Consider the following 22,655-nt stretch of genomic DNA (forward strand, 5'->3'; position numbering starts at 1 on the left):
CGTCTGTTCTGTGGACGTCAAAGCAGAGCTACACCAGAAACTCCGCGGCAGCCGTGCGGTCATGCTGTCGAAGCTCGACGGGCTGAGCGAGCACGACCGCCGCCGGCCACTCGTGCCCTCGGGGACGAACCTGCTGGGCCTGGTGAAGCACCTGGCCGGGCTTGAGTACGGGTACCTCGGGGAGTGCTTCGGGCGGGTCCCACCGGAGACGCTCGCCTGGGTCGAGGACGGCACCATCTGGGAGGGCGCCGACATGTGGGCCCTGCCGACGGAGACGAGCGACTACCTGATCGGCCTGTACCAGCGCGCCTGCTTGTTCGCCGACGAGACGATCAATTCCCTCGACCTCGACGCACCGGGCTCGGTCGCCCACTGGCCGGAGGACCGCCGCGCGACGACTCTCGGCGTCCTCCTGATCCGCATGGTCGACGAAACAGCTCACCACGCGGGCCACGCCGACATCGTCCGCGAACTCATCGACGGCACCGGCGGCCCCGACGCCGACGTCCTCGACGAGGCAGGCTGGACGCAGTACTACCGCACGATCCAGCAAGCAGCCGAGACGTTCAAGTAAAGAAAACGAGGTGCGCCCGGACGTGACGGCCCTGTAGGTATTGGTGGTGCAGAAGACGGTTTGGGTGGGATGACTTCCGACGCCACGGCGACCCGGACGGCCGAAGCCGCGTTGCTGCGCGACGTTCCCTTTCTCCTGCTGCTGGCTGGGAGATTCCTCGCCATCACGGCTTCGGTCGCGGCGCCGGTCGCCCTCGCGTTCGGTGTGCTCGCCTCGCCGGGCGGTACGCCTACTCGTCTGTCGATCGTGATGGCTTGCGAGTCGATCCCGTTGCTCGCCTTCGTACTGGTCGGCGGCGTGATCGCGGACCGGGTCCGGCGCAGCAAGGTTGTGGTGGCCGGGCTGCTGCTCTCCGCGGTGTCGTTCTCAGCCCTCGGCATCATGCTCATCGACGCCCGCACGCCGTGGTGGCTGCTCGGAGTGGCCGCCGCTGTGTCCGGAATCGGCCTCGCGATCATGAACCCCGCACTGGCGGCCATCGTGCCCGAGCTGGTCGCCGTCGAACAGTTGCATGCGGCAAACAGCCTGATCGGCGTGGTCCGCAACGCCGCCCGCATCCTCGGCGTGGTCGCGGCCGGCTTTCTCGTCGCGCTGCTCGGCGGCGGATGGACCCTCGTCGTCTGCGGGGTGGCCCTCGTCGCCGCCGCGATCCCCTTCGCTTTCGTCCGCCCGCGCAACGCGCTTCCGCTCCCGGAGAGCAGGACGAGTTTCATCGCCGACCTGCGCGACGGCTGGTCCGAGTTCCGCAGCCATGAGTGGGTCTGGGTGGTCGTCCTGCAGTCCTCACTGCACTTCGCCTGCTATGCCGCCGCAATCGGCGTCATCGGTCCTGCCCTGGCAACGGCCGAGCTGGGTGGCGCGAAGGCCTGGTCGTGGCTGTTGGCGTCCGAGTCCGCGGGGACCCTGCTGGGTGCCGTCCTGGCCATGCGCTGGAAGCCGCACCGCACGATCCTCGCCGGCGTCGTCGCTCTCGCTGTCACCATGCCGACCCCGTTCATCCTGCTCGGCGTGGACGCGCCGCTGCCCACGGTCATGGTGGCGATGTTCTTCACTGGCGTGGGGATGAGCCTCATCGCGGTGCTCTGGTCGGTGACGGTCCAGGTCAAGATCCCGGCCCACACCCTCTCGCGGGTCAGTTCGTACGACGCGCTCGGCTCTCTGCTGATGTCACCGATCGGCCTGATGCTCGCCGGACCGGCCGTCGTCGCCTTCGGCACCCGGCCCGCGATGCTGGGCTGCGGACTCCTTCTCGTGATCATCACCATGGCGGCCCTCCTCTCCCGCGACGTCCGGACGCTTCGCCTGTGAAGATGGACGGGTGAGTGAGCAGCTGGAGGTGTTTGAGCGGTGCCGGGGGCGGATGTTCGGGATCGCCTACCGGATGCTCGGGTCGGTGAGCGAGGCCGAGGAGGTGTTGCAGGACGCCTGGTTGCGGTGGCAGTCGGTCGACCATCGGACGGTCAGCGAGCCGGCCGCCTTCCTCGCGAAGACTGTCACCAACCTCTGCCTCAACCAGCTCACCTCGGCTCGCGCACGGCGTGAGACGTACGTCGGCCCGTGGTTGCCCGAACCCGTGCTGACCGGCGGCAAGCTCGACGATCTCGGTCCGCTCGACGAGGTCGCGCAGCGCGAGTCGGTCTCCTTCGCGCTGCTCACCGTGCTCGAGAAGCTCACGCCCGCCGAGCGTGCGGCGTACGTGCTGCGGGAGGCCTTCGCCTACTCCCACCGCGAGGTCGCCGACCTGATCGGTACGACGGAGAACAACGCCCGCCAACTCCATTCACGAGCGCGCAAGCGGGTCGCCGCCGACCACCGATCGCACCGGGCCGACCCGGGTCATTGGCGCACGCTCGTCGAGCGCTTCCTCGCCGCCGCTCAGCTCGGCGACATCGCGGGACTCGAATCGCTGCTCGCCGCGGATGTCGTCTCCCGCGCCGACGGTGGCGGCAAGGTCAACGCCGCGCGCAATCCCGTCGCGGGTCGCGAGCGCGTTGCGCGGTACCTGGTCGGCGTACTGGAACGCTTCGGCGCCGGCATCCTTCCGTACTTCGCACAGGCCAACGGCGAGCACGTACTCGTTGCCGTCGGCCCTGATGGGGTGCGAGCCGTGGTGTACCTGACCTTCGACGGCGACGAGCTCAGCAGCCTGGAACTCGCGATGAACCCGGACAAGCTCGGCCACGTCGAGAAACAGTTGTCACGAATCGGCGGGGCGTCCGGTCTGGGCTGGTGACCGAAAGGAAACCAGCATGCGAACCATCCTCGTCACCGGCGGAACCGGCACCCTCGGCCGCCCGACGGTCACTGCCCTGCGCGCGGCCGGCCACGACGTCCGGGTGCTGAGCCGCCGCAGCGGCCCCGGCCTGACCACCGGCGACCTCACCAAAGGCACCGGCCTGCGCGGAGCGGTGAACGGCGTCGACACCGTGCTCCACCTCGCCACCAGCCTCGGCCGCGCCGACATCACCCAGACCCAGCACCTGATCGACGCGCTGCGTCCGTCCGGCGTCGAACACCTGATCGTCGTCTCGATCGTCGGCATCGACCGCATCCCGCTCCCGTACTACCGCCACAAACTCGCAGTCGAGCGCCTGGTCGAGCAGTCCTCCATCCCGTACTCCGTACTCCGCGCCACCCAGTTCCACAACCTCATCGACCGGATCTTCACCGCCCAACGCTTCCTCCCCGTCCTGCTGGCGCCGGCCGTCAAGCTCCAACCCATCGCGGTCGAGGACGTGGCCACCCGCCTGACCGCTCTGGCAACCGCCCCACCCACCGGCCGAGCCCCCGACATCGGCGGCCCAGAACAACACACTCTCCCGGCACTGGCTCACCTCTGGAAACAAGCCGCCAAGCCCCACCGCCCGATCCTCCCGGTGCGCCTTCCCGGAAAGACGTTCCGCGCCTACGCCCGCGGCGCCGCCATCGCCGAAACCCCACCCTTCGGCCAGAAGACCTTCACCGACTACCTCAACGACCGTCTCCCGAGCGAGGCGGGGAAGTGAGCGCCGCCAGGGGAGGAGGCGCGCCCAGCCGGACGCCGCGAGGGCGAGAGGCAGCCGGCCGGGTCCGGCGCGGGTTCTACGGGTTGGCCTGCTGTGTCTGACGGGAGTCCAACTGGTTGTCGGGGTGTGGACCCTGGTGTTCCCCGCGAGTTTCTACAACGACGTGCCGACCGTTGATTGGACGCCGCCGTACAGCGAGCATCTCTTCCGCGACTTCGGCAGCACCACGCTAGGCATCGGCATCGTGCTCGCCGCCGCCGCGATCTGGCTCGAGCGCCGTCTCGTCCTCGTGGCCTTGCTGGCCTACCTCGCCTACTCGATCCCGCACCTCGCCTTCCATGCCCACCACCTGGAATCCGGCTCGCCGGTGCTCTCCGCCCTGCTCCTCGCCGTCACCACCTTGTCGGTCGTGCTCCCGCTCGCCCTCCTCCCGGCGGCGCTCAAGCTGAAGATGACTTGACGACTGTGACAGTTGTACTGTCACAATGGGTGGATGGGGCCACTGGATGGGGTGAAGGTTGTCGAGTTGGCCGGGATCGGGCCGGCGCCGTTCGCGTGCATGATGCTGGCGGAGCTGGGGGCGGACGTCCTGCGGATCGATCGGCCCGGTGGCGGGCTCGCGATGGGGGCGCCGGAGTTCGAGTTGGTGAATCGTGGGCGGCGGAGTGTCGCGCTCGACCTGAAGAACCCGCGAGCCGTGGCCGCCGTTCTCGAGTTGGTCGCGTCGGCCGACGTACTGGTTGAAGGCTTCCGGCCCGGGGTTGCCGAGCGGCTCGGGCTCGGGCCTGAGGCTTGTCACGAGATCAACCCCAAGCTGGTTTACGGCCGGATGACGGGTTGGGGGCAGGACGGTCCGTTGGCTCAGTCGGCTGGTCACGACATCGACTACCTCGCGCTGTCGGGTGCCCTTCATCTGATTGGTCGCGCCGGTGGGCCGCCGCAGGTTCCGGCGAACCTGCTCGGTGACTTCGCAGGCGGCTCGCTTTATCTCGTGGTCGGCGTATTGGCTGCTCTGTTCGAGGCGCGGGGGAGCGGGCGTGGGCAGGTGGTCGACGCCGCGATCGTCGACGGTTCCGCGCACCTCACCACGATGCTGCTCGGTGCGCTCGCCGGTGGCAGCTGGAAGCAGGAGCGCGGTACGAACCTGCTCGACACCGGCGCCCCGTTCTACGACGTCTACGAAACCGCCGACGGCGAGTACATGGCCGTCGGTGCGCTGGAGCCCCGCTTCTACGACGAACTGATCCACCTGCTCGGCATCGAGGCGCCCGACCGGTACGACGTAGCGAACTGGCCCGCGTTGCACAAGCTCCTCACCGAGACGTTCGCCCAACGCACGCAGGCCGAGTGGACCGAACGATTCGACGGCACCGACGCCTGCGTCTCACCCGTACTACGGATGGCGGGCGACCACCCGCATCTCGTTGCCCGAGGCACCTTCGTGGACCGCGACGGCATCCGCCAGCCCGCCCCCGCGCCGCGCTTCTCCCGCACACCTGCGCAACTCGACCGGCCCCCGGCACGACCGGGCCAGCACACCCGCGAGGCCCTGGCGGAGTGGGGCGTCACCGCAATCGACGACCTGCTCGCCTCCGGCGCCGCAGTACAAGCCGACCAGCCCTAGCCGGCCAACCCAAGCCGACTGATCGACCCAAGGAGACCCGCCCGTGGAACGTCACCTCTTCGACGCCGATCACGATGCCTTCCGGGAGACCGCGCGCGCCTTCTGCGAGAAGGAGATCATGCCGCACCACGAGAGCTGGGAGGAAGCCGGCATCGTCCCGCGCGAACTGTGGACGGCAGCCGGCCAGGCGGGCCTGCTGGGCTTCATGATGCCCGAGGAGTACGGCGGTGGTGGCGCTCGTGACTTCCGCTTCAACGCCGTGGTGATGGAGGAGCTGACCAAGGCGCGCGCGAGCGGCCCGGGTTTCACGATCCAGACCGACATCGTTTCGGCGTACCTGCTCGACTATGCGACGGAAGAGCAGAAGGCGCGCTGGTTGCCGAAGTTCTGCTCCGGTGAGCTGATCACCGCGATCGCGATGACCGAGCCGGGCGCGGGCAGCGACCTGCAGGGCATCACCACGACGGCCCGGCGCGACGGCGACGACTACATCGTGAACGGCCAGAAGACGTTCATCTCCAACGGCATCCTCGCCGACCTCGTCATCGTCGTCGCCAAGACCGACACCGACGCCGGCTACCAGGGCATCTCGCTGATCGTGGTCGAGCGCGGAGCGGAGGGTTTCGAGCGCGGCCGAAACCTGGACAAGATCGGCCTGAAGGCGCAGGACACCGCCGAACTGTTCTTCGACAACGTCCGGGTCCCGGCCGCCAACCTGCTCGGCGAGGAGGGCAAGGGCTTCGTCTACCTGATGGAGAAGCTGCCACAGGAGCGCCTGACGATCGCCGTCGTCGCGACGGCAGCCTGCGAGAGCATCCTCGAAACGACCCTGCAGTACGTGAAGGACCGCCAGGCCTTCGGCCGCCCGATCGGTTCCTTCCAGAACACCCGCTTCGTCCTGGCCGAACTGGCCACCGAGACCCAGATCGCCCGCGTCTTCGTCGACCGCTGCATCGAGGAACTCAACGCCGGCACCCTCACCGTCTCCGAGGCCGCGATGGCCAAGTGGTGGACCACCGAACTCCAGAAAAAGGTCGTCGACAAATGCCTCCAGCTCTACGGCGGCTACGGCTTCATGACCGAATACCCGATCGCCAAGGCCTACCTCGACACCCGAATCCAAACGATCTACGGCGGCACCACCGAAATCATGAAGGAAATCATCGGCCGCACCATGGGCCTGTAGGAACCGCGTGATCCCGGCAGTTCGTGATTGACTGCCGGGAGTGGTTTCGGTTTGAAGGAGGTCCGTTCATGGGGATCGTGTCGCCTGGGTTCACCGGTCGTCGGCGGGGTGGGGCCGAGTTGCCGCCGGGGCAGTATCTGACTCATGAGTTTCCGGTGCTGTCGGCGGGGCCTACTCCGCGGGTGTTGCCGGAGCACTGGGAGTTCACCGTTGCGAACGAGGCCGGTGAGGTGAGTCGGTGGGACTGGGCGGCGTTGACCTCGCTGCCTAGCGAGGAGATCACCAAGGATCTCCACTGCGTGACCAGGTGGTCGAAGCTCGGTACGGAGTGGAAGGGCGTCTCGCTGGACGTCCTGCTGGCTGACGTCGAGACTGCCGCCGACTACGTGCTGGTGCACAGCTACGGCGGGTACACGACCAACCTGCCGCTGGAGGATCTGCTCGACGGGCAGGCGTGGATCGCCTACGAGTACGACGGTGAGCCGCTGGCCGCGGAGCACGGCGGGCCGGCCCGGTTGCTGGTGCCGCACCTGTACCTATGGAAGAGCGCCAAGTGGGTGCGCGGCCTGGTTCTGTCCGACACCGAGGACCTGGGCTTCTGGGAAACGGCCGGTTATCACGAGTACGGAGACCCATGGAAAGAACAGCGCTACGCCGGCGACTGACCTGGCAGGTCGGCACCGTCACCGAGGTACGGGCCGAGACGGCGACCGCCCGGACCGTGGTTCTCGACGTACCGGACTGGCCCGGCCATCTGGCCGGGCAGCATCTGGACGTCCGGTTGACCGCGCCGGACGGCTATCGCGCGTCCCGGTCGTACTCGATCGCCTCCGCCTGGGCGGCGACGGGGACGACCATCGAACTGACGGTCGAACAGGTGCCGGAGGGCGAAGTCTCGCCGTACCTGGTCGAGGTGCTCAAGGTCGGTGACCCGCTGGAGATCCGCGGCCCGGTCGGCGGCTGGTTCGTGTGGAAACCCGAGCAGGAGGGCCCGATCCAGCTCATCGGCGGCGGCTCGGGCGTCGTACCGCTGATGGCGATGCTGCGCGCCCACGCGGCCGCCGCCAGCACCACCCCGGCAAGACTCCTGTACTCCGTACGCGGGCCGGCGTCGGTGATCTATGTGCCCGAACTGAAGGAGCTCGCCGCGTCCGAGGACGTCGAGATCACCTTCGCCTACACCCGCGAGGCGCCGGCGGGGGAGAAGCGCCCACCGGCTCGCGTGGACGCCGAGCTGCTCAACGCGGTGGCCTTCCGGCCCGAGGACGAGCCGACCACGTATGTCTGCGGGCCGACACCATTCGTCGAAACGGTGGCCGACCTGCTCGTCGCGGCCGGGCACGACCCGGCCCGAGTCAGAACCGAACGCTTCGGACCGACAGGAGGACCGCGATGACCGCGGACGTTCCCACCCATCTGGACGGCAACGCGGCAGCAGGCATGCTCCGCGAAATCTTCGCCGTCGACGTCACCGCCGCCATCGGCCAGTGCACCAGCTGCGGCCGAACCGGCGCCTTCGCCGAAACCCGCGTCTACCTCGATGCCCCCGGCATGATCGCCCGCTGCACCGGCTGCGACGAAGTCCTGCTCCGCGTCGTCACCACCCCCACCGATACCTACCTGGACCTCCGGGGCCTCACTTATCTCCGCTTCACCAACCCGGCCTGACCGCTGCCGCTGGCACCGAGCGCGGCCTCGGCGCCGCCCCGACCCCCGGGCGCGGCAGCCGCCGCGTCAGCGGCGGGGTGGTTTGGTGCCGGAGCGGCGGACGGTGTCGCGTTGGGTTTCCCCGACCGCTCGTTCGTAGGCCAGCACGAGGCCCTGGATCGTCACGGGTTTGAAGCGTTCGACGAGTTGCTGGATGTGTTCCGGAGGGCCGCCTGAGTCGCGGTAGTGCGGCCAGACCTTGGTGCGGAATACCTCGGTGAGTTCCTCGGCCAGTGCGCGGCCGTGCTCGGCGAAGATCCGGCCGGCGGCCAGCACGGCCTCGACCGGGAGATCGAGATCGAGGAGCTCGACCCCGAGGCTGAGATGCGCCGTCGCAACCTGGAATACGTCCTCGTCGGGCGTCGGCTCGACCACCCCCAGAGCGACCAGCATCTCGATGTCGTCGTCACTCAACTCCCGGCCGGTACGCCGTACCAGCGCGGTGCGGTCCAGCGTCTCGGGCAGGTCGCGCATCCAGGGTGTCAGCAGCGTCCGGTGCAGCGCGATGTCCTGCGGGGTCGCGTCCGGGGGGATGCGGTCCAGGTAGCCCTCGATCGCCGACAGTGTGAACCCGTGCGCCTGGAGTTCACGCACCAGGTCGAGCCGGGCGATGTGCTCGGGGCCGTAGTACCCGACCCGCCCCCGGCGTACCGGTGGAGGGATCAGCCCGCGGCCGGCGTAGAAGCGCAGCGTGCGCACGGTCATCCCGACCCGTGCGGACAGCTCGTCGACCGTGAGGGTCGCCTCGTCCGCCGTGGTTTCTGACATGGCGGAGATCATAACGAGCCCCCCTTGACGATCATGACACCAGAACTGTCACAATCAACGGGACGACTCGACCGACGGGATCCCCATGAGCACTGAAGCCTTTCTCTACGATGCGATCCGGACACCGCGCGGCAAGGGCAAGGCGGCCGGCGCGCTGCACGAGGTGAAGCCGGTCCAGCTGGTCACCGGCCTGCTCGAGGAGCTGCGGGTCAGACACCCGCAACTCGACGAAGAGGCGATCGACGACGTCGTCCTGGGCGTGGTCACCCCGATCGGTGACCAGGGCATGGATATCGCCCGTACTGCGGTGCTGGCGGCGGGCTACCCGGAGACGACCGGCGGCGTCCAGCTCAACCGGTTCTGCGCCTCCGGCCTCGAAGCGGTGAACCAGGCCGCGCAGCGGATCCGCTCGGGCTGGGAGGACTTCATCCTGGCCGGCGGGGTCGAGTCGATGTCGCGGGTGACGATGGGCTCCGACGGTGGCGCCTGGGCGATGGACCCGGAGACCGCGATGCAGACCAACTTCATCCCGCAGGGCATCAGCGCCGACCTGATCGCCACCCTCGACGGGTTCTCCCGCACCGACGTCGACGCGTACGCCGCCGAGTCGCACGCGCGGGCCGCGAAGGCTTGGGCCAACGGGTACTTCGCACGCTCCGTCGTACCGGTCGACGACCGCAACGGACTGCGCATCCTGGACCATGACCAGCTGGTCCGGCCCGGCACCACTGCCGAGACCCTGGCTGGGCTGCCGGCCTCCTTCGCCGCGATCGGTGAGCACGGCGGGTTCGACGCGGTGGCGCTGGAGAAGTACGTGACGGTCGAGCGGATCGACCACGTGCACCACGCCGGCAACTCCTCCGGCATCGTCGACGGCGCCGCTCTGGTTGCCATCGGCAACGAGAAGGCCGGCGAGGCGCTCGGCCGGGCACCGCGTGGCCGGGTGGTCGCCGCGGCGGTCAGCGGTACCGACCCGACGATCATGCTGACCGGTCCCGCGCCGGCCGCCCGCAAGGCGCTGGCCAAGGCCGGGCTGGAAGTCGGTGACATCGACCTGTTCGAGATGAACGAGGCGTTCGCGGCGGCGGTGCTGCACTTCATGAAGGATCTCGGCGTCCCGCACGAGAAGGTGAATGTCAACGGCGGTGCGATCGCGCTCGGTCACCCGCTCGGCGCCACCGGCGCGATGCTGATCGGAACCCTGCTGGACGAGCTGGAGCGGCGCGAGCTGCGCTACGGTCTGGCCACCCTGTGCGTCGGCGGCGGCATGGGCGTCGCGACCATCATCGAGAGGCTTGCGGCATGATCGACTGGACACAGGACGCTGACGGCCCTGGAAAGTACACTGTAACGCTCACGATGGACGACCCGGGCGCCTCGGCGAACACCATGAACGACACCTACCTTGGCGCGATGGCCGCCACGGTGGAGCGGTTGGAAGCCGAGAAGGACAACCTCAAGGGCGTGGTCATCACCAGCGCCAAGTCCACCTTCTTTGCCGGTGGCAACCTGCAGATGCTGTCCCAGATCCAGCCGGAGAACGCGGCCGAGGTCTTCGAGACGGTCGAGGAGGTCAAGCGCCAGCTGCGCATCCTGGAGACGCTCGGTGTGCCGGTGGTTGCCGCGATCAACGGTGCGGCACTCGGCGGCGGGCTGGAGATCGCGCTCGCCTGCCACCACCGCATTGTTGCCGACGACAACCGGATCGAGCTCGGCGTACCCGAGGTGACCCTCGGCCTGCTGCCCGGCGGTGGGGGCGTCACCCGCACGGTCCGGATGCTCGGCCTGCAGGACGCCTTGATGAAGGTCCTGCTCCAGGGTCAGCGGATGAAGCCCGCGCACGCCAAGTCAGTGGGGATCGTCGACGAGGTCGTCCCGGCCGAGGACTTGCTCGCCGCGGCGTACCGGTGGATCGACGCGTACGACGGTGACGCCAAGCAGCCGTGGGATCGTGACGGCTACAAGATCCCCGGCGGTACGCCGTCCTCGCCGAAGCTGGCCGCGTTCCTCCCGGCCTTCCCGGCGAATCTCCGCAAGCAACTCAAGGGCGCGCCGTACCCGGCGCCGCGGGCGATCATGAGCGCCGCCGTCGAGGGCAGCCAGGTCGACTTCGCCACGGCCTGCCGGATCGAGTCCCGGTACTTCGTCTCGCTGGCGACCGGGCAGATCGCCAAGAACATGATCAACGCGTTCTTCTTCGAGCTCCAGGCGATCAACGCTGGCGCGTCGCGGCCGGCCGGCGTACCGGAGTACCGGGCCCGGAAGGTCGGTGTGCTCGGCGCGGGGATGATGGGCGCCGGGATCGCTTATGTCTGCGCGAAGGTAGGCATCGAAGTGGTGCTCAAGGACGTCTCGCTGGAGGCGGCCGAGAAGGGCAAGGCGTACTCCGAGAAGCTGCTGGCCAAGCAGGTGCAGAAGGGCCGTAGTACGCCGGAGAAGGCGGAGGCGTTCCTGAGCCTGATCACGCCGACCGCGGATCCGAACGACCTGGCCGGGTGCGATCTGGTGATCGAGGCGGTGTTCGAGAGCGAGGAGCTGAAGCAGAAGGTCTTCGCGGAGATCGCCGGCGTGGTCGAGCCGGACGCGTTGCTGTGCTCGAACACCTCGACGCTGCCGATCACGTCGCTTGCCGAGGGCATCGACCGGCCGGACGACTTCGTCGGCATGCACTTCTTCTCACCGGTCGACCGGATGCCGCTGGTCGAGCTGATCGTGGGGGAGAAGACCTCCGACCGCGCGCTGGCGAAGGCGTACGACGTGGTCCGGCAGATCAAGAAGACGCCGATCGTGGTGAACGACAGCCGGGGCTTCTTCACCTCGCGGGTGTTCGGCACGCTGGTGATGGAAGGCGCGGCGATGGTTGCCGAGGGCGTCAATCCGGTGACGATCGAGCGCGCGGCGACCCAGCTGGGCTTCCCGGCGCCGCCGCTGGCGATGCTCGACGAGGTCACCTTGACGCTGCCGATGAAGATCCGGGACGCGGCCCGCGCGGCCGGGGACAACGCCGGCGCGTTCGACGACCACCCGGGGATGGCGGTGGCCGACCGGCTGGTGACGGAGTTCGACCGCAAGGGCAAGGCGGCCGGCGCCGGCTTCTACGACTACCCGGCGGACGGGCCGAAGCACCTGTGGCCCGGGTTGTGGGAACACTTCGTGCGGGAGGACGCCGACGTACCGTTCATCGACCTGCAGGAGCGGATGGCGTTCGCGATGTCGCTCGAAACGGTCAAGTGCGTCGAGGAGGGCGTACTGCGCTCGACGGCGGACGCCAACATCGGCTCGATCTTCGGCATCGGCTTCCCGCCTCTGCACGGCGGCGCACTCCAGTACATCAACGCCTACGAGGGCGGCCTCGCCGGGTTCGTCGCCCGGAGTCGCGAGCTCGCCCGGACGTACGGCACCCGCTTCGAACCCCCAGCCCTCCTCGTTCGGAAGGCAGAATCCGGCGAGAAGTTCGCCTAGCGCTGGCCATTTCGGCGGTCAACCCCCGAAGTGATGGGTTGCCACCCCTGAATCAGGGGTGGCAACCCACAAGACCGGGGGTCGACCGCCGAAATTGCGGCGGCGCCGGAGGCCGGGGGCTAGCTTTCGGTGGGGATTTGGTACGTCGGGGTGATGATGGCGCGGGCCAGGGTGTGGAAGGCGAGGTTGAAGCTGACCACGGCCGGGCTTGCGTCGCCGTCGATGTCGAGGGCTTCGACGTCGATCGCGTGCACCACGAAGTAGTAGCGGTGCACGTGGTCGCCGGGGGGCGGGGCTGCGCCGCCGTACGCCTTGGCGCCGTAGTCGTTGCGGAGGTGGAAGGCGCCGCTCTCCAGGCGCTCGGTCGTGCCGGCGCCCGTCGGCAGCTCGGTCACCGAGGTGGGCAGGCCGACCAGGACCCAGTGCCAGAAGCCGGACGGTGTCGGGGCGTCCGCGTCGAAACAGGTGACGACGAAGCCTTTGGTCTCCTCAGGGAAGCCCGTCCAGCTGAGCTGCGGGGACTTGTTGCCGCCGGCGAAGACGAAGTCCTCATCGAGCTGCTTGCCGTCGGTGACGTCGGTACTGGTGACCGTGAACGAGCCGACCTCGGGAAGCAGCTGGTACGGGTCCGGTGCGACTGGCCGATCGAGCGACATCTGATGGTCCTCCGGGAATCTCGCGGACATGTGGTGAATCCGACATTACTGGCTTGGGGGAAGCGTTCCGCGCGGCACCACCTCGGTCAGTGAGCGGACCCTGGCTTGGACAACGGCTCCGGGATGCGAAGATCGGAGCTGGTCGCGTCCAGGCGACCGCTCGGATGGAGGGATCAGCGGTGGAGGAGTATCTGGCCAGGATCGGTCCGGCCGACGAGGCCGCGATGCGGGCGGCCACGGAGCGTCAGCTGCGGCTGACGAAACCGGCCGGTTCCCTCGGCGTACTGGAGGAGCTGTCGGTCCGGGTGGCCGGGATGACCGGGCTCTGCCCGCCCGTGGTCCCGACCGCGGCCGTCGTGACGGTCTTCGCCGCCGACCACGGAGTGCACGCGCAGGGTGTGTCGCCCTGGCCGCAGGAGGTCACCGCGGCGATGCTCGCGAACTTCGCCGGTGGCGGCGCCGCGGTGAACGCGTTCGCGGCCAACAACCGCGTGGACGTCCGGGTGGTCGATGTCGGCGTGGCCTCAGACGTTGCCGAGCTGGACATCGTGCACGCGAAGGTTCGCCCCGGGACCAGGGACCTTTCGGTCGCAGCGGCATTGACGGCGGAGGAGGTGATGGCTGCCCTCACCGTCGGCTTCGAGCTGGCGGACAAGCTGGTGCTGGACGGCTACCAGTGCCTGCTGACCGGTGACATGGGGATCGCCAACACGACTGCTTCTGCCGCTCTGATCGCGACCTTCAGTGGCGGGACGGCCGAAGAGGTGACCGGCCGCGGTACTGGCATCGACGACGCCACACTCGCGCACAAGACCCAGGTGGTCCGGGCCGCGCTGGCGTTGCACGACGTACCGGCTTCGGAGCCGCTGGCCGCGCTGGCGGCGTACGGCGGACTGGAGCACGCGGCGCTCGCCGGGTACATCCTCGGTGGGGCTGCCAACAAGGTGCCGGTGATCCTGGACGGTGTCATCGCGGGTGCCGCCGCACTGGTTGCTCAGGCGCTGCATCCTTCGGTGATCGACTACTGCATCGCGGGGCACCGCTCGGCCGAGCCTGGGCACGCGGTCGCTTTGAAGACGTTGGGTCTGCAGCCGCTGGTGGATCTGGACTTGAGGCTGGGGGAGGGGACGGGCGCAGTACTGGCTTATCCGATCCTCACCTGTGCCGTCCGGGCGCTAGCGGAGATGGCGACCTTCGAGTCGGCGGGGATCGAGGCGTGACCGCGCCGTACCTGTCCGGTCTCGTGCTCACCGGCCGCCGCGTGGTGGTCGTGGGCGGCGGTGGCGTCGCGCAACGGCGGCTGCCGCGCCTGCTCGAGACGGGCGCGCAGATCGACGTCATCTCACCGGCCATCACGCCGACGATCGAGGGTCTGCTGAGCAATCCCGACCTGCGCTGGATCGAGCGCGGGTACGCCGCCGGCGATCTGGAGGGTGCCTGGTACGTCGTGGTCGCGACGGATGATGCCGCGGTCAACGACCAGGTGTCGGCGGAGGCAGAGTCGCGGCGGATCTTCTGTGTGCGTTCGGACGACCGGTCCCGAGCGACGGCGTGGACGCCGGCTTCGGGGCAACATGATCAGGTGACCATCGGCGTACTGGGCGGTGGCGATCACCGGCGGTCGGCGGCGGTGCGCGATGCGATCCTGGAGGAGTTGCGCGAAGGCGCGCTCGGTGCGCGGGATTCGCTGGCCAAGCAGCCGGGCGTTTATCTCGTCGGTGGCGGTCCAGGCGATCCGGATCTGATCACGGTGCGCGGGCGGCGGTTGCTGGCCGAGGCGGATGTCGTGGTCGCCGATCGGCTGGCGCCGCAGCCGTTGCTGGAGGAGTTGCATCCCGATGTGGAGCTGATCGACGCGGCGAAGTTGCCGCGAGGGCGGTCGGCGCAGCAGGAGGAGATCAACCGGATCCTGGTCGATCGGGCTTTGCAGGGCAAGGTGGTTGTCCGGCTCAAGGGTGGTGACTCGTATGTGTTCGGGCGGGGCTTTGAGGAGGCCTTGGCTTGTGCTGCTGCCGGGGTCAGCTGGACCGTCGTACCGGGGATCACCAGTTCGATCGCAGTACCGGCTGTGGCGGGGATCCCGGTCACGCATCGGGGGGTGACGCATGAGTTCACTGTGGTGTCGGGGCACATTCCGCCGGGACACCCGGATTCGTTGATCAACTGGGAGGCGTTGGCTCAGTTGCGGGGCACGCTCGTTCTGCTGATGGCGGTGGAGAATCTGCCGGTCATCGCAGCCACGCTGATCGCCAACGGCAAGGACCCGGCAACCCCGGCGGCCGCGATTGCAGACGGAACACTACCGGGTCAACAGCAAGTGACTTCGACGCTCGCGGAGATCGCCACGACGATGTCGGCAGCCGGTGTCGGCGCACCCGCGATCGTTGTCATAGGCAACGTCGTCGACGTCGCCGCCACGCTGACCACCGCGTCCGGCTCGGCGCCCACGGCCGGCTCGGCGTCCGCGCCCGGCGCCGGCTCTGCCTCCTCCTCCGAGGATTCCGAGGAGTCATGAGCTCGCTCGTCACCATCGACGATCCCGCGGATGGGCGGCTGGCGGACTATGTGCAGCTTCGCGAGGTGAACCTGCGCCGGTTGCTCGAGGAGGAGCACGGGCTGTTCATTGCCGAGGGCGACAAAGTCATCCGGCGCGCCGCAGAGGCGGGGTACGAACCGCGTTCCTTCCTGCTCGCGCCGCGCTGGCTGGACTCATTGGCAGACGTGCTGGAACGCTGGCCCACCACACCCGTCTACGTGGTGACGGAGGAGCTGGCCGAACAGGTCACCGGCTTCCACGTGCACCGCGGCGCCCTCGCGTCGTACCGGCGCAGGCCGCCCGCAGAGCTGGAAGAACTCCTCGGCGGCCAGCGGATCGCGATCTTCGACGACATCGTCGACCACACCAACGTCGGCGCAGGCTTCCGCGCCGCCGCCGCGATGGGCGTGGACGCAGTGCTGATCACCCCGACCTGCGCCGACCCGTTCTACCGTCGCTCCATCAAAGTCTCGATGGGAACGGTCTTCCAGGTCCCCTGGACCCGCCTCACCTCTTGGCCGGAGCCCCTGCAGGTCCTGAAAGACCACGGCTTCACCGTCGCCGCCCTGGCCCTCACCGACAATTCCATCACCCTGGACGCCCTAACCGCCCGCCACGACGAGAAGCTAGCCCTAATCTTCGGCACCGAAGGCCACGGCCTAAAACCCCACGTCCTCGACCAGTCAGACCTCACCGTCAAAATCCCCATGGCGCCCGGAGTCGACTCCCTCAACGTAGCCTCCGCCGCCGCAGTAACCTTCTACGCCACCCGCCCGTAAACCGCCCACCCACGCCGGGCTCCTCCGTCGCCTGCTAGCCACCCCCAGCTACGGCGCTCCTCCGCCGCACCTAGTCTGCCGCGAAAGCTGCTGGCGCCAGCCCGTCCCGAGCGACAGGACATAGACGGCAGTCGGGGCGCTGCGCACGCTCAGCCGCCATGCTGACGGACAGAAATTGAGGGGTACATCCTGTCGGTCGGCACACAACTCAGGTGCTTTACAGGGCTTGGGTGAGGGCTTTTTGGATGGACGTCATCACCTTGTTGAGGTCGGCTGCGAAGGATGGGTTGACCTGGGCCATGCCGGCGAACCATAGGCCGAAGGCGACGTCTCGGGTGGCTATGAAGTTGTCCAGGTGGGTGAGGTCGGGGAGTTCGCGGGTTTCGGCGTAGCCGGCGAGGAGGGCCGCTCGGATCTCGGCATGGTCGGGGTGGCTGCGGTACTCCCACAGTGGTACGGCGAGGTCGTAGAGCCAGTAGCCGAAGCCGCAGTCGTCGAAGTCGATCAGCCGGACCGTGTCACGGTCGAACAGGGCGTTCTCCAGGTGCAGGTCCGCGTGGATCAGCCCGAAGACGTCCGGCCCCGATCCAAGATCCGCCATGACAGTACGCATCCGGCGCGCGATCTCGTCGAATTGCGCACGGACCGGCGCCGGCAGCAGGTCCCAGCACCCTGCGGCGGATACCCCGCCGTACTCCATCGTGTTGCCGAAGAAGGTCTCCCAGTCCCACCGCATCCGGACGAACCCGGCGGGCGGAGTCCACCCCGACGCCTGATCGTGCAAGCGAGCGAGCACACCACCCAAGCGACGGAAGTGCACGGGTCGCGGATTGGCCGACTGCATCCGCCCGGCCTGCCAGCCGAGGAGCGAGCAGACCAGGCCGTCGGCGACGGTGGTCCACTGTCCGCTGCGAGCCCGGATCGGCGTCGGTACGTTCAGCTCCGTGTCTGCCTGCAAAGCCGCCAGCCAGTCCAGCTCCGATCCGACCGCGAGCCGCGAATCGACACCAGGGCCGTGCCGGTTCGGCCGGTGGACGCGCAGCAGGTACCGGGCGTCGCGGGAGTCGACCCGGAACGTGGTGTTCTCGCCGTGCGCGATGAACGTGAGGCGCGGCTCCTCGACCGGGAAGTCCGCGAGCGCGCGCACCGCAGTACGGCGAATGCGGGCAACCTGGGCGCGCTTCGACTCCAACTCGGGCATTCGCGCAGCGTAGCGCCGACATCTCGCCGGCCACCAGGAGTTTGAGGCTGCACTGAAAGCCCTTGCACGAAAGGGCAGATCCCCGCGTGCTGGTCGGTCACACGAGCAGGGCCTCGAGCTGTGGACGCCGGCCGAACAGGTCGGGGAGGCCGCGCACGCCGTTGCGGACGGACTCGTGCGACAGCGCGAGATCCGGACCGGTACTCGCCTCGACTCCGGCGAGGCAGCGGAGGATGTTCCATCTGGTGAAGCTCAGCCAGCCGCCGATCATGAATACGAACCAGCTGGGCCCTGAAGGCGGCAGGGTTCCGCCTCCGGCGACGTAGCCGTCGAGGACTGAGCGGAAGATGGTGGGTTGGATGTCGTCGAAGCCGGGGCCTTTCGCAAGGCTCAGGGCGGTTGAGCCGAGTTCACCGGAGAGGTCGAGCATGCCCGAGAGCTCCCAGTCGAGGAGCACCGGTCGGCCGTCTCGCGCGAGCAGGTTCCACGGTTGGATGTCTCGGTGGGTCAGCACGACAGGGCCCGGGCGTTCGCAGGTGTCGACGAACTGGGCGATCGCGAGGAACGTCTCGACCTGGGAGGCGAGCTCGTCGGCCCACGGCTGGTCGGTCGCCGTCGCCCGCTCGGCGAGCTCGGGCCAGTCCCGGGCCACCGGGTCCTCGCTCGGGCCGGCGGTCCAGTCAACGTCGAGCGAGTGGAGGCGCGCGAGGATCTCACCGATCTCGAACGCGTACGCCGCCGAGACCGGCGCTTCGGCCACCTTCTCGCCCTCGACCCACCGATGCACGAGCGTGTGGCGGCCGGCCGAGATCGGCTCCGGCATCGGGATGCCGGCAGCGAAGGCTGCTCGCTCGAGCCTGAACACGTCGTCGCCGTGGTACGCCGAACGGCGGTCGGCGAGGTTCAGCTCCTTGACCGCGAACGAGCCCTGGTCGGTGTCGAGCCGGTACAGCCGGTTGGCGAACCCGCCGCCGACGCGGATCATCGGCCCGAGCGGCGTGCCGAGCTGCGCAAGGTCGTTGATCACCCCACGATAAGGCCCGCAGTCCGTCGAAGCACGCAATTTCGCGGGCAGCAACAGGTTGGGCCGGCCCCGCGAACGTGGGATCGTGCGAGAAGCAGTCCCTTCCGAAAACGGCCGCGGAGGTCTTCTTGCGCACCACAGCTCGCCTGCTGCTCCGGCCCTTCCGTGACGATGATCTCCCCGCCTGGGCCGAACTGAACGCCGACCCCGAGGTGATGCGGTACCTCGGTGACAAGTCGCTCAGCCGGGCCGAGTCGGACGAGATCGCGGCGGCCGTGAACCGGCAGTACGTTGCCGAAGGCATCGGCTTCCTCGCCATCGAACGCCGTACCGACGGTGCGTTCCTCGGCGCGGGCGGGTTGACCCGCGAACCGTGGCATCCGGACGACCTGGAGATCGGCTGGCGCCTGGCGCGCGTCCACTGGGGCCACGGCTATGCCACCGAAGCCGCGGCCTCGTGGCTCGCCTACGCCTTCACCGACCTCGACCTACCCCGGGTCCTCGCCTCGACCGACACTCCGAACACCAAGAGCGTCGAGGTGATGAAGCGAATCGGGATGACCTTCGACCACAACGCCGTACTGGAAGCCGACGGCGAAACCTTCGACGCCGTCGTCTACTCCATCACTCAAGAGGCCTGGCGCGGAGCAGTCCAGGACAACGTGTAACGCCAGAACAAACCGCGTCTGAGCCGCGCACCGGGCAGGAGGCGTCGAGCTGTGCCGGCTATCTCCTCGAACGATTCCGCGGCCGTGGTGGTGGGAGCGGTCATCTGGACGGGAGGCTTGCTCGCTCGGCGCGGATGCACGACAGCACCGACGATCGGATTGAGCATCAGCGAGGCGACCTCCCACGGCAGATCGGCGCGCGACCCCCGACTGACGCCGACCACGACGAGCCGCCCACCCGGGCGCAACAACTCCCGCGCCTTCTCGAGCGTGCCCTGCAACGGCAGATGATGCAGCACCGCCACGAAGGTGATGAGGTCGTAGCGATCCTCGTCGACCTCGTCGAACGGTTGCGTCAGGATGCGGACGTTGGTGAGGTCCGCGGTCGTACGCCGAGCCAGCGCCGCGGTCGCGCCATCGGCCTCGACCCCTGTCACCGCGGGAAAGACACCTGCAAGGCGCCGAACGAGATTCCCCGTCCCGCACCCCACATCCAGAGCCGCCGTCCCACCAGCAGCCCGGACCCGTCGCGCATGGTGCGGGACGAAGCCCGCATACACATCGTTGTGAGACCACGGATGAGCCCCATTGAACCGATCCATCGCGGCCACGATTCTCTGAAAGACCCGAGACATAATCCCGACAGTACCGATGCCAATGCCGGTAGCCTCACCAGTCGTGAACCTCTTCGCGGCAGCCGACGCTCAACTCACACGGACCGTCAGCGCTGTACCAGCAACTGATTGGGACAACCCCACACCCGCCGACCTGACAATCCGCGAGGTCGTGAACCACATCGTGGCCGGCAATATCTTCGCGGTACGCCTCCTGTCCGGCGCATCCGCAACCGAGGCAACCGCCGACCTGGACGCAGACCAGCTAGGCGCCGATCCGCTGACCGCGTTGGCCACTTCCTGCGGAGCCCAACGAGCCGCCTTCGCCACGGCAGACCAGGACAGACCGCTCCACCATCCAAGCGGCGACATCACCCTCGAAACCTTCGTCCGCTTCCGCCTCGGCGAACTCGTCGTCCACGCCTGGGACATCGCCATCGGCGCCGACCTCGACCCAACCCTCGACCGACAACTGACCGACCATCTCTGGGCGATGGTCAAACCCCACCGAGCCGAGATGCAGTCCATGGGCACCTTCGGCCCCGGCGCCAGCAACACTCTGCCGCCGAACGCCCCAGCCCAGCTTCTCCTCCTGGACGCCTTCGGCCGCCGCCCTACCTCGGCAGCGTGAGGATTTCGGCTCCGGAGTCGGTGATGGCGATGGTGTGTTCGCTGTGGGCGGTGTGGCAGCCGGTGGCGCTGCGGAGGGTCCAGCCGTCCTCGTCAGTGACCAGTTCGGCGGTGTCTGCCATGATCCACGGCTCCAAGGCGAGCAGCAGGCCCGGGCGCAGTCTGTAGCCTCGGCCCGGCCTTCCGGTGTTCGAGACGTGAGGGTCTTGGTGCATCGTGGAGCCGATGCCGTGTCCGCCGAACTCGGTGTTGATCGGGTAGCCCGCCTCGCTGAGCACGGTGCCGATCGCGTGGGAGATGTCGCCGATGCGGGCTCCCGGGCCGGCGGCGGCGATCCCGGCGGTCAAGGCGCGTTCGGTGGCGTCGATCATCGCGACGCTCTCCGGCGGCCGGGTATCGCCCACGATGAAGCTGATGGCCGAGTCGGCGGCAAGGCCGTCTTTGGAGACGGCGAGGTCGAGGGACACCAGATCGCCGTCGGCCAGCGTGTAGTCGTGCGGCAGGCCGTGGAGCACGGCGTCGTTGACCGACGTGCAGATGTAGTGCCCGAACGGCCCGCGCCCGAAGGACGGCTCGTAGTCGACGTAGCAGGACTGCGCTCCGGCGTCGAGGATCATCTCGGCGGCCCAGCGGTCGATGTCCAGCAGGTTGGTACCCACCGCACTGCGGCTCTTCATCGTCTGCAGAATGGAAGCCACCAGCGCACCTGCCGCCTTCGCCCGGGGCAGTTCGGTGGGGGTGAGGATCTCGATCATGCGGCGCCTTTCACACGCGGAGCCAATAACTATACCGGCCATACTATGCCGGTACTATCATCGGGTCATGGTCAGACTGCCGCTCACGTCCGCGGAGGTCGAGCGCGGACAGCGCCTCGGCGCCCTGCTGCGTCGCGCCAGGGGCGAGCGCTCGATGCTCGAGACCGCCCTGGACGCCCGCGTCTCCCCGGAGACGCTCCGGAAGATCGAGACCGGCCGGGTGGCGACCCCTGCCTTCCCGACCATCGCCGCGATCGCCGACGTCCTCGGCCTGTCCCTCGACGCGGTCTGGGCCGAGATCAACCGCCCCGAGCCCGGTGCCGAACCAACCAGTCCAGGTCAGCGCCTAGCTTCCTAAGAGACAGGCGGCGTACTGGCCCGGATCACCGGGTACGCCGGGACGGTGCGCCGAGCCAGCTCAGCATCTGTCGTGGTCGCCCGATAAACCGCCTCCTGAGCAACGGTGTTCAGAGCCACGTGGACAGTCGTCAGCTTCGGTACGACGTCGCGCAGCGTGCTGATGTCATCGAAGCCGGCCACCCCGATGTCCTCCGGGATCCGCAGCCCGCGCTCCCGCAGACCGGCCAACGCTCCAAGAGCCATGTCGTCGGTGACCGCAAAGACAAGTTGCAGCTCGCGGAGCTCGGCATCGCTCAACCCGAGCACGAACTCCCGCGCTCCCACCCAGCTGAAGTCGGGGCTATGCACCCGGGTGGCCGCGTCGGCGACACCCGACTCGATCAGGCCGGTCACGAAACCCTCGACGCGTTGCCGCATGGACAACAGGGGAGTGCCGCTACCCAGGACGAGACACCGCTGGTAGCCGAGGCCGGCCAGTTCGCGGGCAAGCTGCCGGGCCCCTTCGTGGTTGTCGAAGTCGACCGTCTCGAAGGGCAGGTCCGACCGGCTGATCAGGACGACCCGCCCGCCGGTCTCCTCATAGCGCCGCAGCTCCTCGACGAGTTGCTCCGAGGACGGCGGATCGACGTACCCGGTGCCGGCCAGGATGATCGCCCGCGGCTGCTGTCCGCGCAGTTCGCGGACCAGGTCGAGTTCCCGGTCGGCCTGCCGCTCGGTGACCGCGATCGAGACGTGCAGCCCGATCGCCTCGGCCTGCTTCATGATTTCGGCCGCCATCGCGGAGAAATACGGGTCGGAGATCAGGCTGAGCACCAGCGCGATCGTCCGCGAAGTACCGCGGGCCATTGCCTGAGCCGGCAGGTTCGGGGTGTACCCAAGCTCGCGAGCCGCCTGCAGCACCCGCTCGCGATAGCTCTCCGCGACCTTGCGGGAGGAGCCGTTCAGCACCCGGGAAGCGGTCGGCTGCGAGACCCCGGCGGCACGGGCGACATCGTCGAGCGTTGCGGGGCGCCTGGTCCCCGAATCACCCGACATCGCCTTCACCCACGCAGCCTAGCGGCGCCGCACCCTGTCGGGACAGGAGTTCCGGAAATCGCTGGACGCGC

Annotated in this window: 25 protein-coding genes; 18 read left to right on the forward strand and 7 right to left on the reverse strand. The window is 68.5% G+C overall.

What is annotated here, in order from left to right:
- Positions 1-10 precede the first annotated feature (10 nt).
- From ACQPYM_RS19915 to ACQPYM_RS19960, 10 genes are all read left to right on the forward strand, one after another.
- The gene (locus ACQPYM_RS19915; RefSeq protein WP_433022780.1) at positions 11-574 is read left to right on the forward strand and encodes a DinB family protein; all 564 of its coding nucleotides are present in this window, start codon (positions 11-13) and stop codon (positions 572-574) included.
- Positions 575-643: 69 nt separating this feature from the next.
- Positions 644-1,882 (forward strand): MFS transporter, encoded by a 1,239-nt coding sequence (locus ACQPYM_RS19920; RefSeq protein ID WP_433022782.1) that lies wholly within the window; start codon positions 644-646, stop codon positions 1,880-1,882.
- Between the two features lie 10 nt (positions 1,883-1,892).
- Positions 1,893-2,807 (forward strand): RNA polymerase sigma-70 factor, encoded by a 915-nt coding sequence (locus ACQPYM_RS19925; protein ID WP_433022784.1) that lies wholly within the window; start codon positions 1,893-1,895, stop codon positions 2,805-2,807.
- 16 nt (positions 2,808-2,823) lie between these two features.
- Positions 2,824-3,579 carry an SDR family oxidoreductase gene (locus tag ACQPYM_RS19930; protein ID WP_433022786.1) on the forward strand — a complete coding sequence of 252 codons (756 nt, stop codon included), beginning with the start codon at positions 2,824-2,826 and terminating at the stop codon, positions 3,577-3,579.
- Positions 3,580-3,715: 136 nt separating this feature from the next.
- Positions 3,716-4,039, forward strand: coding sequence for a hypothetical protein (locus tag ACQPYM_RS19935; protein WP_433022788.1), 324 nt, complete (start codon positions 3,716-3,718; stop codon positions 4,037-4,039).
- A 33-nt stretch (positions 4,040-4,072) separates the two neighbouring features.
- Entirely contained in the window at positions 4,073-5,203 is a 1,131-nt protein-coding gene (locus ACQPYM_RS19940) for a CaiB/BaiF CoA transferase family protein (RefSeq protein WP_433022790.1), read from the forward strand.
- A gap of 43 nt (positions 5,204-5,246) precedes the next feature.
- Complete coding sequence (locus tag ACQPYM_RS19945) at positions 5,247-6,389, forward strand: acyl-CoA dehydrogenase family protein (RefSeq protein ID WP_433022791.1); 1,143 nt, start codon at positions 5,247-5,249, stop codon at positions 6,387-6,389.
- A 68-nt stretch (positions 6,390-6,457) separates the two neighbouring features.
- Complete coding sequence (locus ACQPYM_RS19950; protein WP_433022793.1) at positions 6,458-7,054, forward strand: molybdopterin-dependent oxidoreductase; 597 nt, start codon at positions 6,458-6,460, stop codon at positions 7,052-7,054.
- A complete protein-coding gene (locus ACQPYM_RS19955) occupies positions 7,024-7,785 on the forward strand; it encodes a ferredoxin reductase (RefSeq protein ID WP_433022795.1) in 762 nt (253 codons plus the stop codon). Before ACQPYM_RS19950 ends, ACQPYM_RS19955 begins: the two co-directional genes overlap by 31 nt.
- Positions 7,782-8,057 (forward strand): DUF6510 family protein, encoded by a 276-nt coding sequence (locus tag ACQPYM_RS19960; RefSeq protein ID WP_433022797.1) that lies wholly within the window; start codon positions 7,782-7,784, stop codon positions 8,055-8,057. Before ACQPYM_RS19955 ends, ACQPYM_RS19960 begins: the two co-directional genes overlap by 4 nt.
- 66 nt (positions 8,058-8,123) lie before the next feature.
- On the opposite strand, the gene ACQPYM_RS19965 is transcribed toward ACQPYM_RS19960, so the two are convergent.
- Positions 8,124-8,864 (reverse strand): MerR family transcriptional regulator, encoded by a 741-nt coding sequence (locus ACQPYM_RS19965; RefSeq protein ID WP_433022799.1) that lies wholly within the window; start codon positions 8,862-8,864, stop codon positions 8,124-8,126.
- Positions 8,865-8,949: 85 nt separating this feature from the next.
- Here ACQPYM_RS19965 and ACQPYM_RS19970 point away from each other — a divergent pair, with 85 nt between their 5' ends.
- Entirely contained in the window at positions 8,950-10,170 is a 1,221-nt protein-coding gene (locus ACQPYM_RS19970; protein ID WP_433022801.1) for an acetyl-CoA C-acetyltransferase, read from the forward strand.
- Positions 10,171-10,223: 53 nt separating this feature from the next.
- A complete protein-coding gene (locus tag ACQPYM_RS19975; RefSeq protein ID WP_433022803.1) occupies positions 10,224-12,326 on the forward strand; it encodes a 3-hydroxyacyl-CoA dehydrogenase NAD-binding domain-containing protein in 2,103 nt (700 codons plus the stop codon).
- Positions 12,327-12,445: 119 nt separating this feature from the next.
- Here the strand turns inward: ACQPYM_RS19975 and ACQPYM_RS19980 are convergent, their stop codons facing one another.
- Positions 12,446-12,982, reverse strand: a complete 537-nt coding sequence (locus ACQPYM_RS19980; protein WP_433022805.1) for a YbhB/YbcL family Raf kinase inhibitor-like protein — start codon at positions 12,980-12,982, stop codon at positions 12,446-12,448.
- A gap of 179 nt (positions 12,983-13,161) precedes the next feature.
- On the opposite strand from ACQPYM_RS19980, the gene cobT reads away from it, so the two are divergent.
- Genes cobT through ACQPYM_RS19995 form a run of 3 tightly spaced genes read left to right on the forward strand, consistent with a single transcriptional unit; the run spans position 13,162 to position 16,297 of the window.
- The gene (gene cobT / locus ACQPYM_RS19985; RefSeq protein WP_433022808.1) at positions 13,162-14,202 is read left to right on the forward strand and encodes a nicotinate-nucleotide--dimethylbenzimidazole phosphoribosyltransferase; all 1,041 of its coding nucleotides are present in this window, start codon (positions 13,162-13,164) and stop codon (positions 14,200-14,202) included.
- A complete protein-coding gene (gene cobA, locus ACQPYM_RS19990; RefSeq protein ID WP_433022811.1) occupies positions 14,199-15,497 on the forward strand; it encodes a uroporphyrinogen-III C-methyltransferase in 1,299 nt (432 codons plus the stop codon). Before cobT ends, cobA begins: the two co-directional genes overlap by 4 nt.
- Positions 15,494-16,297, forward strand: coding sequence for a TrmH family RNA methyltransferase (locus tag ACQPYM_RS19995; protein WP_433022813.1), 804 nt, complete (start codon positions 15,494-15,496; stop codon positions 16,295-16,297). Before cobA ends, ACQPYM_RS19995 begins: the two co-directional genes overlap by 4 nt.
- 217 nt (positions 16,298-16,514) lie before the next feature.
- Here ACQPYM_RS19995 and ACQPYM_RS20000 read toward each other — a convergent pair whose 3' ends face one another.
- The gene (locus ACQPYM_RS20000) at positions 16,515-17,498 is read right to left on the reverse strand and encodes a phosphotransferase enzyme family protein (RefSeq protein WP_433022816.1); all 984 of its coding nucleotides are present in this window, start codon (positions 17,496-17,498) and stop codon (positions 16,515-16,517) included.
- A gap of 97 nt (positions 17,499-17,595) precedes the next feature.
- On the reverse strand, positions 17,596-18,525 hold the full coding sequence (locus ACQPYM_RS20005; protein ID WP_433022818.1) for a phosphotransferase family protein: 930 nt from the start codon (positions 18,523-18,525) through the stop codon (positions 17,596-17,598).
- 125 nt (positions 18,526-18,650) lie between these two features.
- On the opposite strand from ACQPYM_RS20005, the gene ACQPYM_RS20010 reads away from it, so the two are divergent.
- Entirely contained in the window at positions 18,651-19,190 is a 540-nt protein-coding gene (locus ACQPYM_RS20010; protein WP_433022821.1) for a GNAT family N-acetyltransferase, read from the forward strand.
- On the opposite strand, the gene ACQPYM_RS20015 is transcribed toward ACQPYM_RS20010, so the two are convergent.
- A complete protein-coding gene (locus tag ACQPYM_RS20015; protein ID WP_433022823.1) occupies positions 19,151-19,825 on the reverse strand; it encodes a class I SAM-dependent methyltransferase in 675 nt (224 codons plus the stop codon). The genes ACQPYM_RS20010 and ACQPYM_RS20015 overlap by 40 nt on opposite strands.
- 43 nt (positions 19,826-19,868) lie before the next feature.
- Here ACQPYM_RS20015 and ACQPYM_RS20020 point away from each other — a divergent pair, with 43 nt between their 5' ends.
- Positions 19,869-20,435, forward strand: a complete 567-nt coding sequence (locus tag ACQPYM_RS20020) for a TIGR03086 family metal-binding protein (protein ID WP_433022826.1) — start codon at positions 19,869-19,871, stop codon at positions 20,433-20,435.
- Here the strand turns inward: ACQPYM_RS20020 and map are convergent.
- On the reverse strand, positions 20,419-21,189 hold the full coding sequence (gene map, locus ACQPYM_RS20025; RefSeq protein WP_433022829.1) for a type I methionyl aminopeptidase: 771 nt from the start codon (positions 21,187-21,189) through the stop codon (positions 20,419-20,421). The two genes, ACQPYM_RS20020 and map, sit on opposite strands and share 17 nt — an antisense overlap.
- A 67-nt stretch (positions 21,190-21,256) precedes the next feature.
- Between map and ACQPYM_RS20030 the strand changes: the two genes are divergently transcribed.
- Complete coding sequence (locus ACQPYM_RS20030; RefSeq protein WP_433022832.1) at positions 21,257-21,547, forward strand: helix-turn-helix domain-containing protein; 291 nt, start codon at positions 21,257-21,259, stop codon at positions 21,545-21,547.
- On the opposite strand, the gene ACQPYM_RS20035 is transcribed toward ACQPYM_RS20030, so the two are convergent.
- Positions 21,544-22,584: a LacI family DNA-binding transcriptional regulator gene (locus tag ACQPYM_RS20035; protein WP_433023341.1), complete on the reverse strand. Its 1,041-nt coding sequence runs from the start codon at positions 22,582-22,584 to the stop codon at positions 21,544-21,546. The two genes, ACQPYM_RS20030 and ACQPYM_RS20035, sit on opposite strands and share 4 nt — an antisense overlap.
- Between the last annotated feature and the right edge of the window lie 71 nt (positions 22,585-22,655).

Origin of the sequence: Kribbella sp. CA-294648 (assembly GCF_050943845.1) — a bacterium.
GTDB lineage: Bacteria > Actinomycetota > Actinomycetes > Propionibacteriales > Kribbellaceae > Kribbella.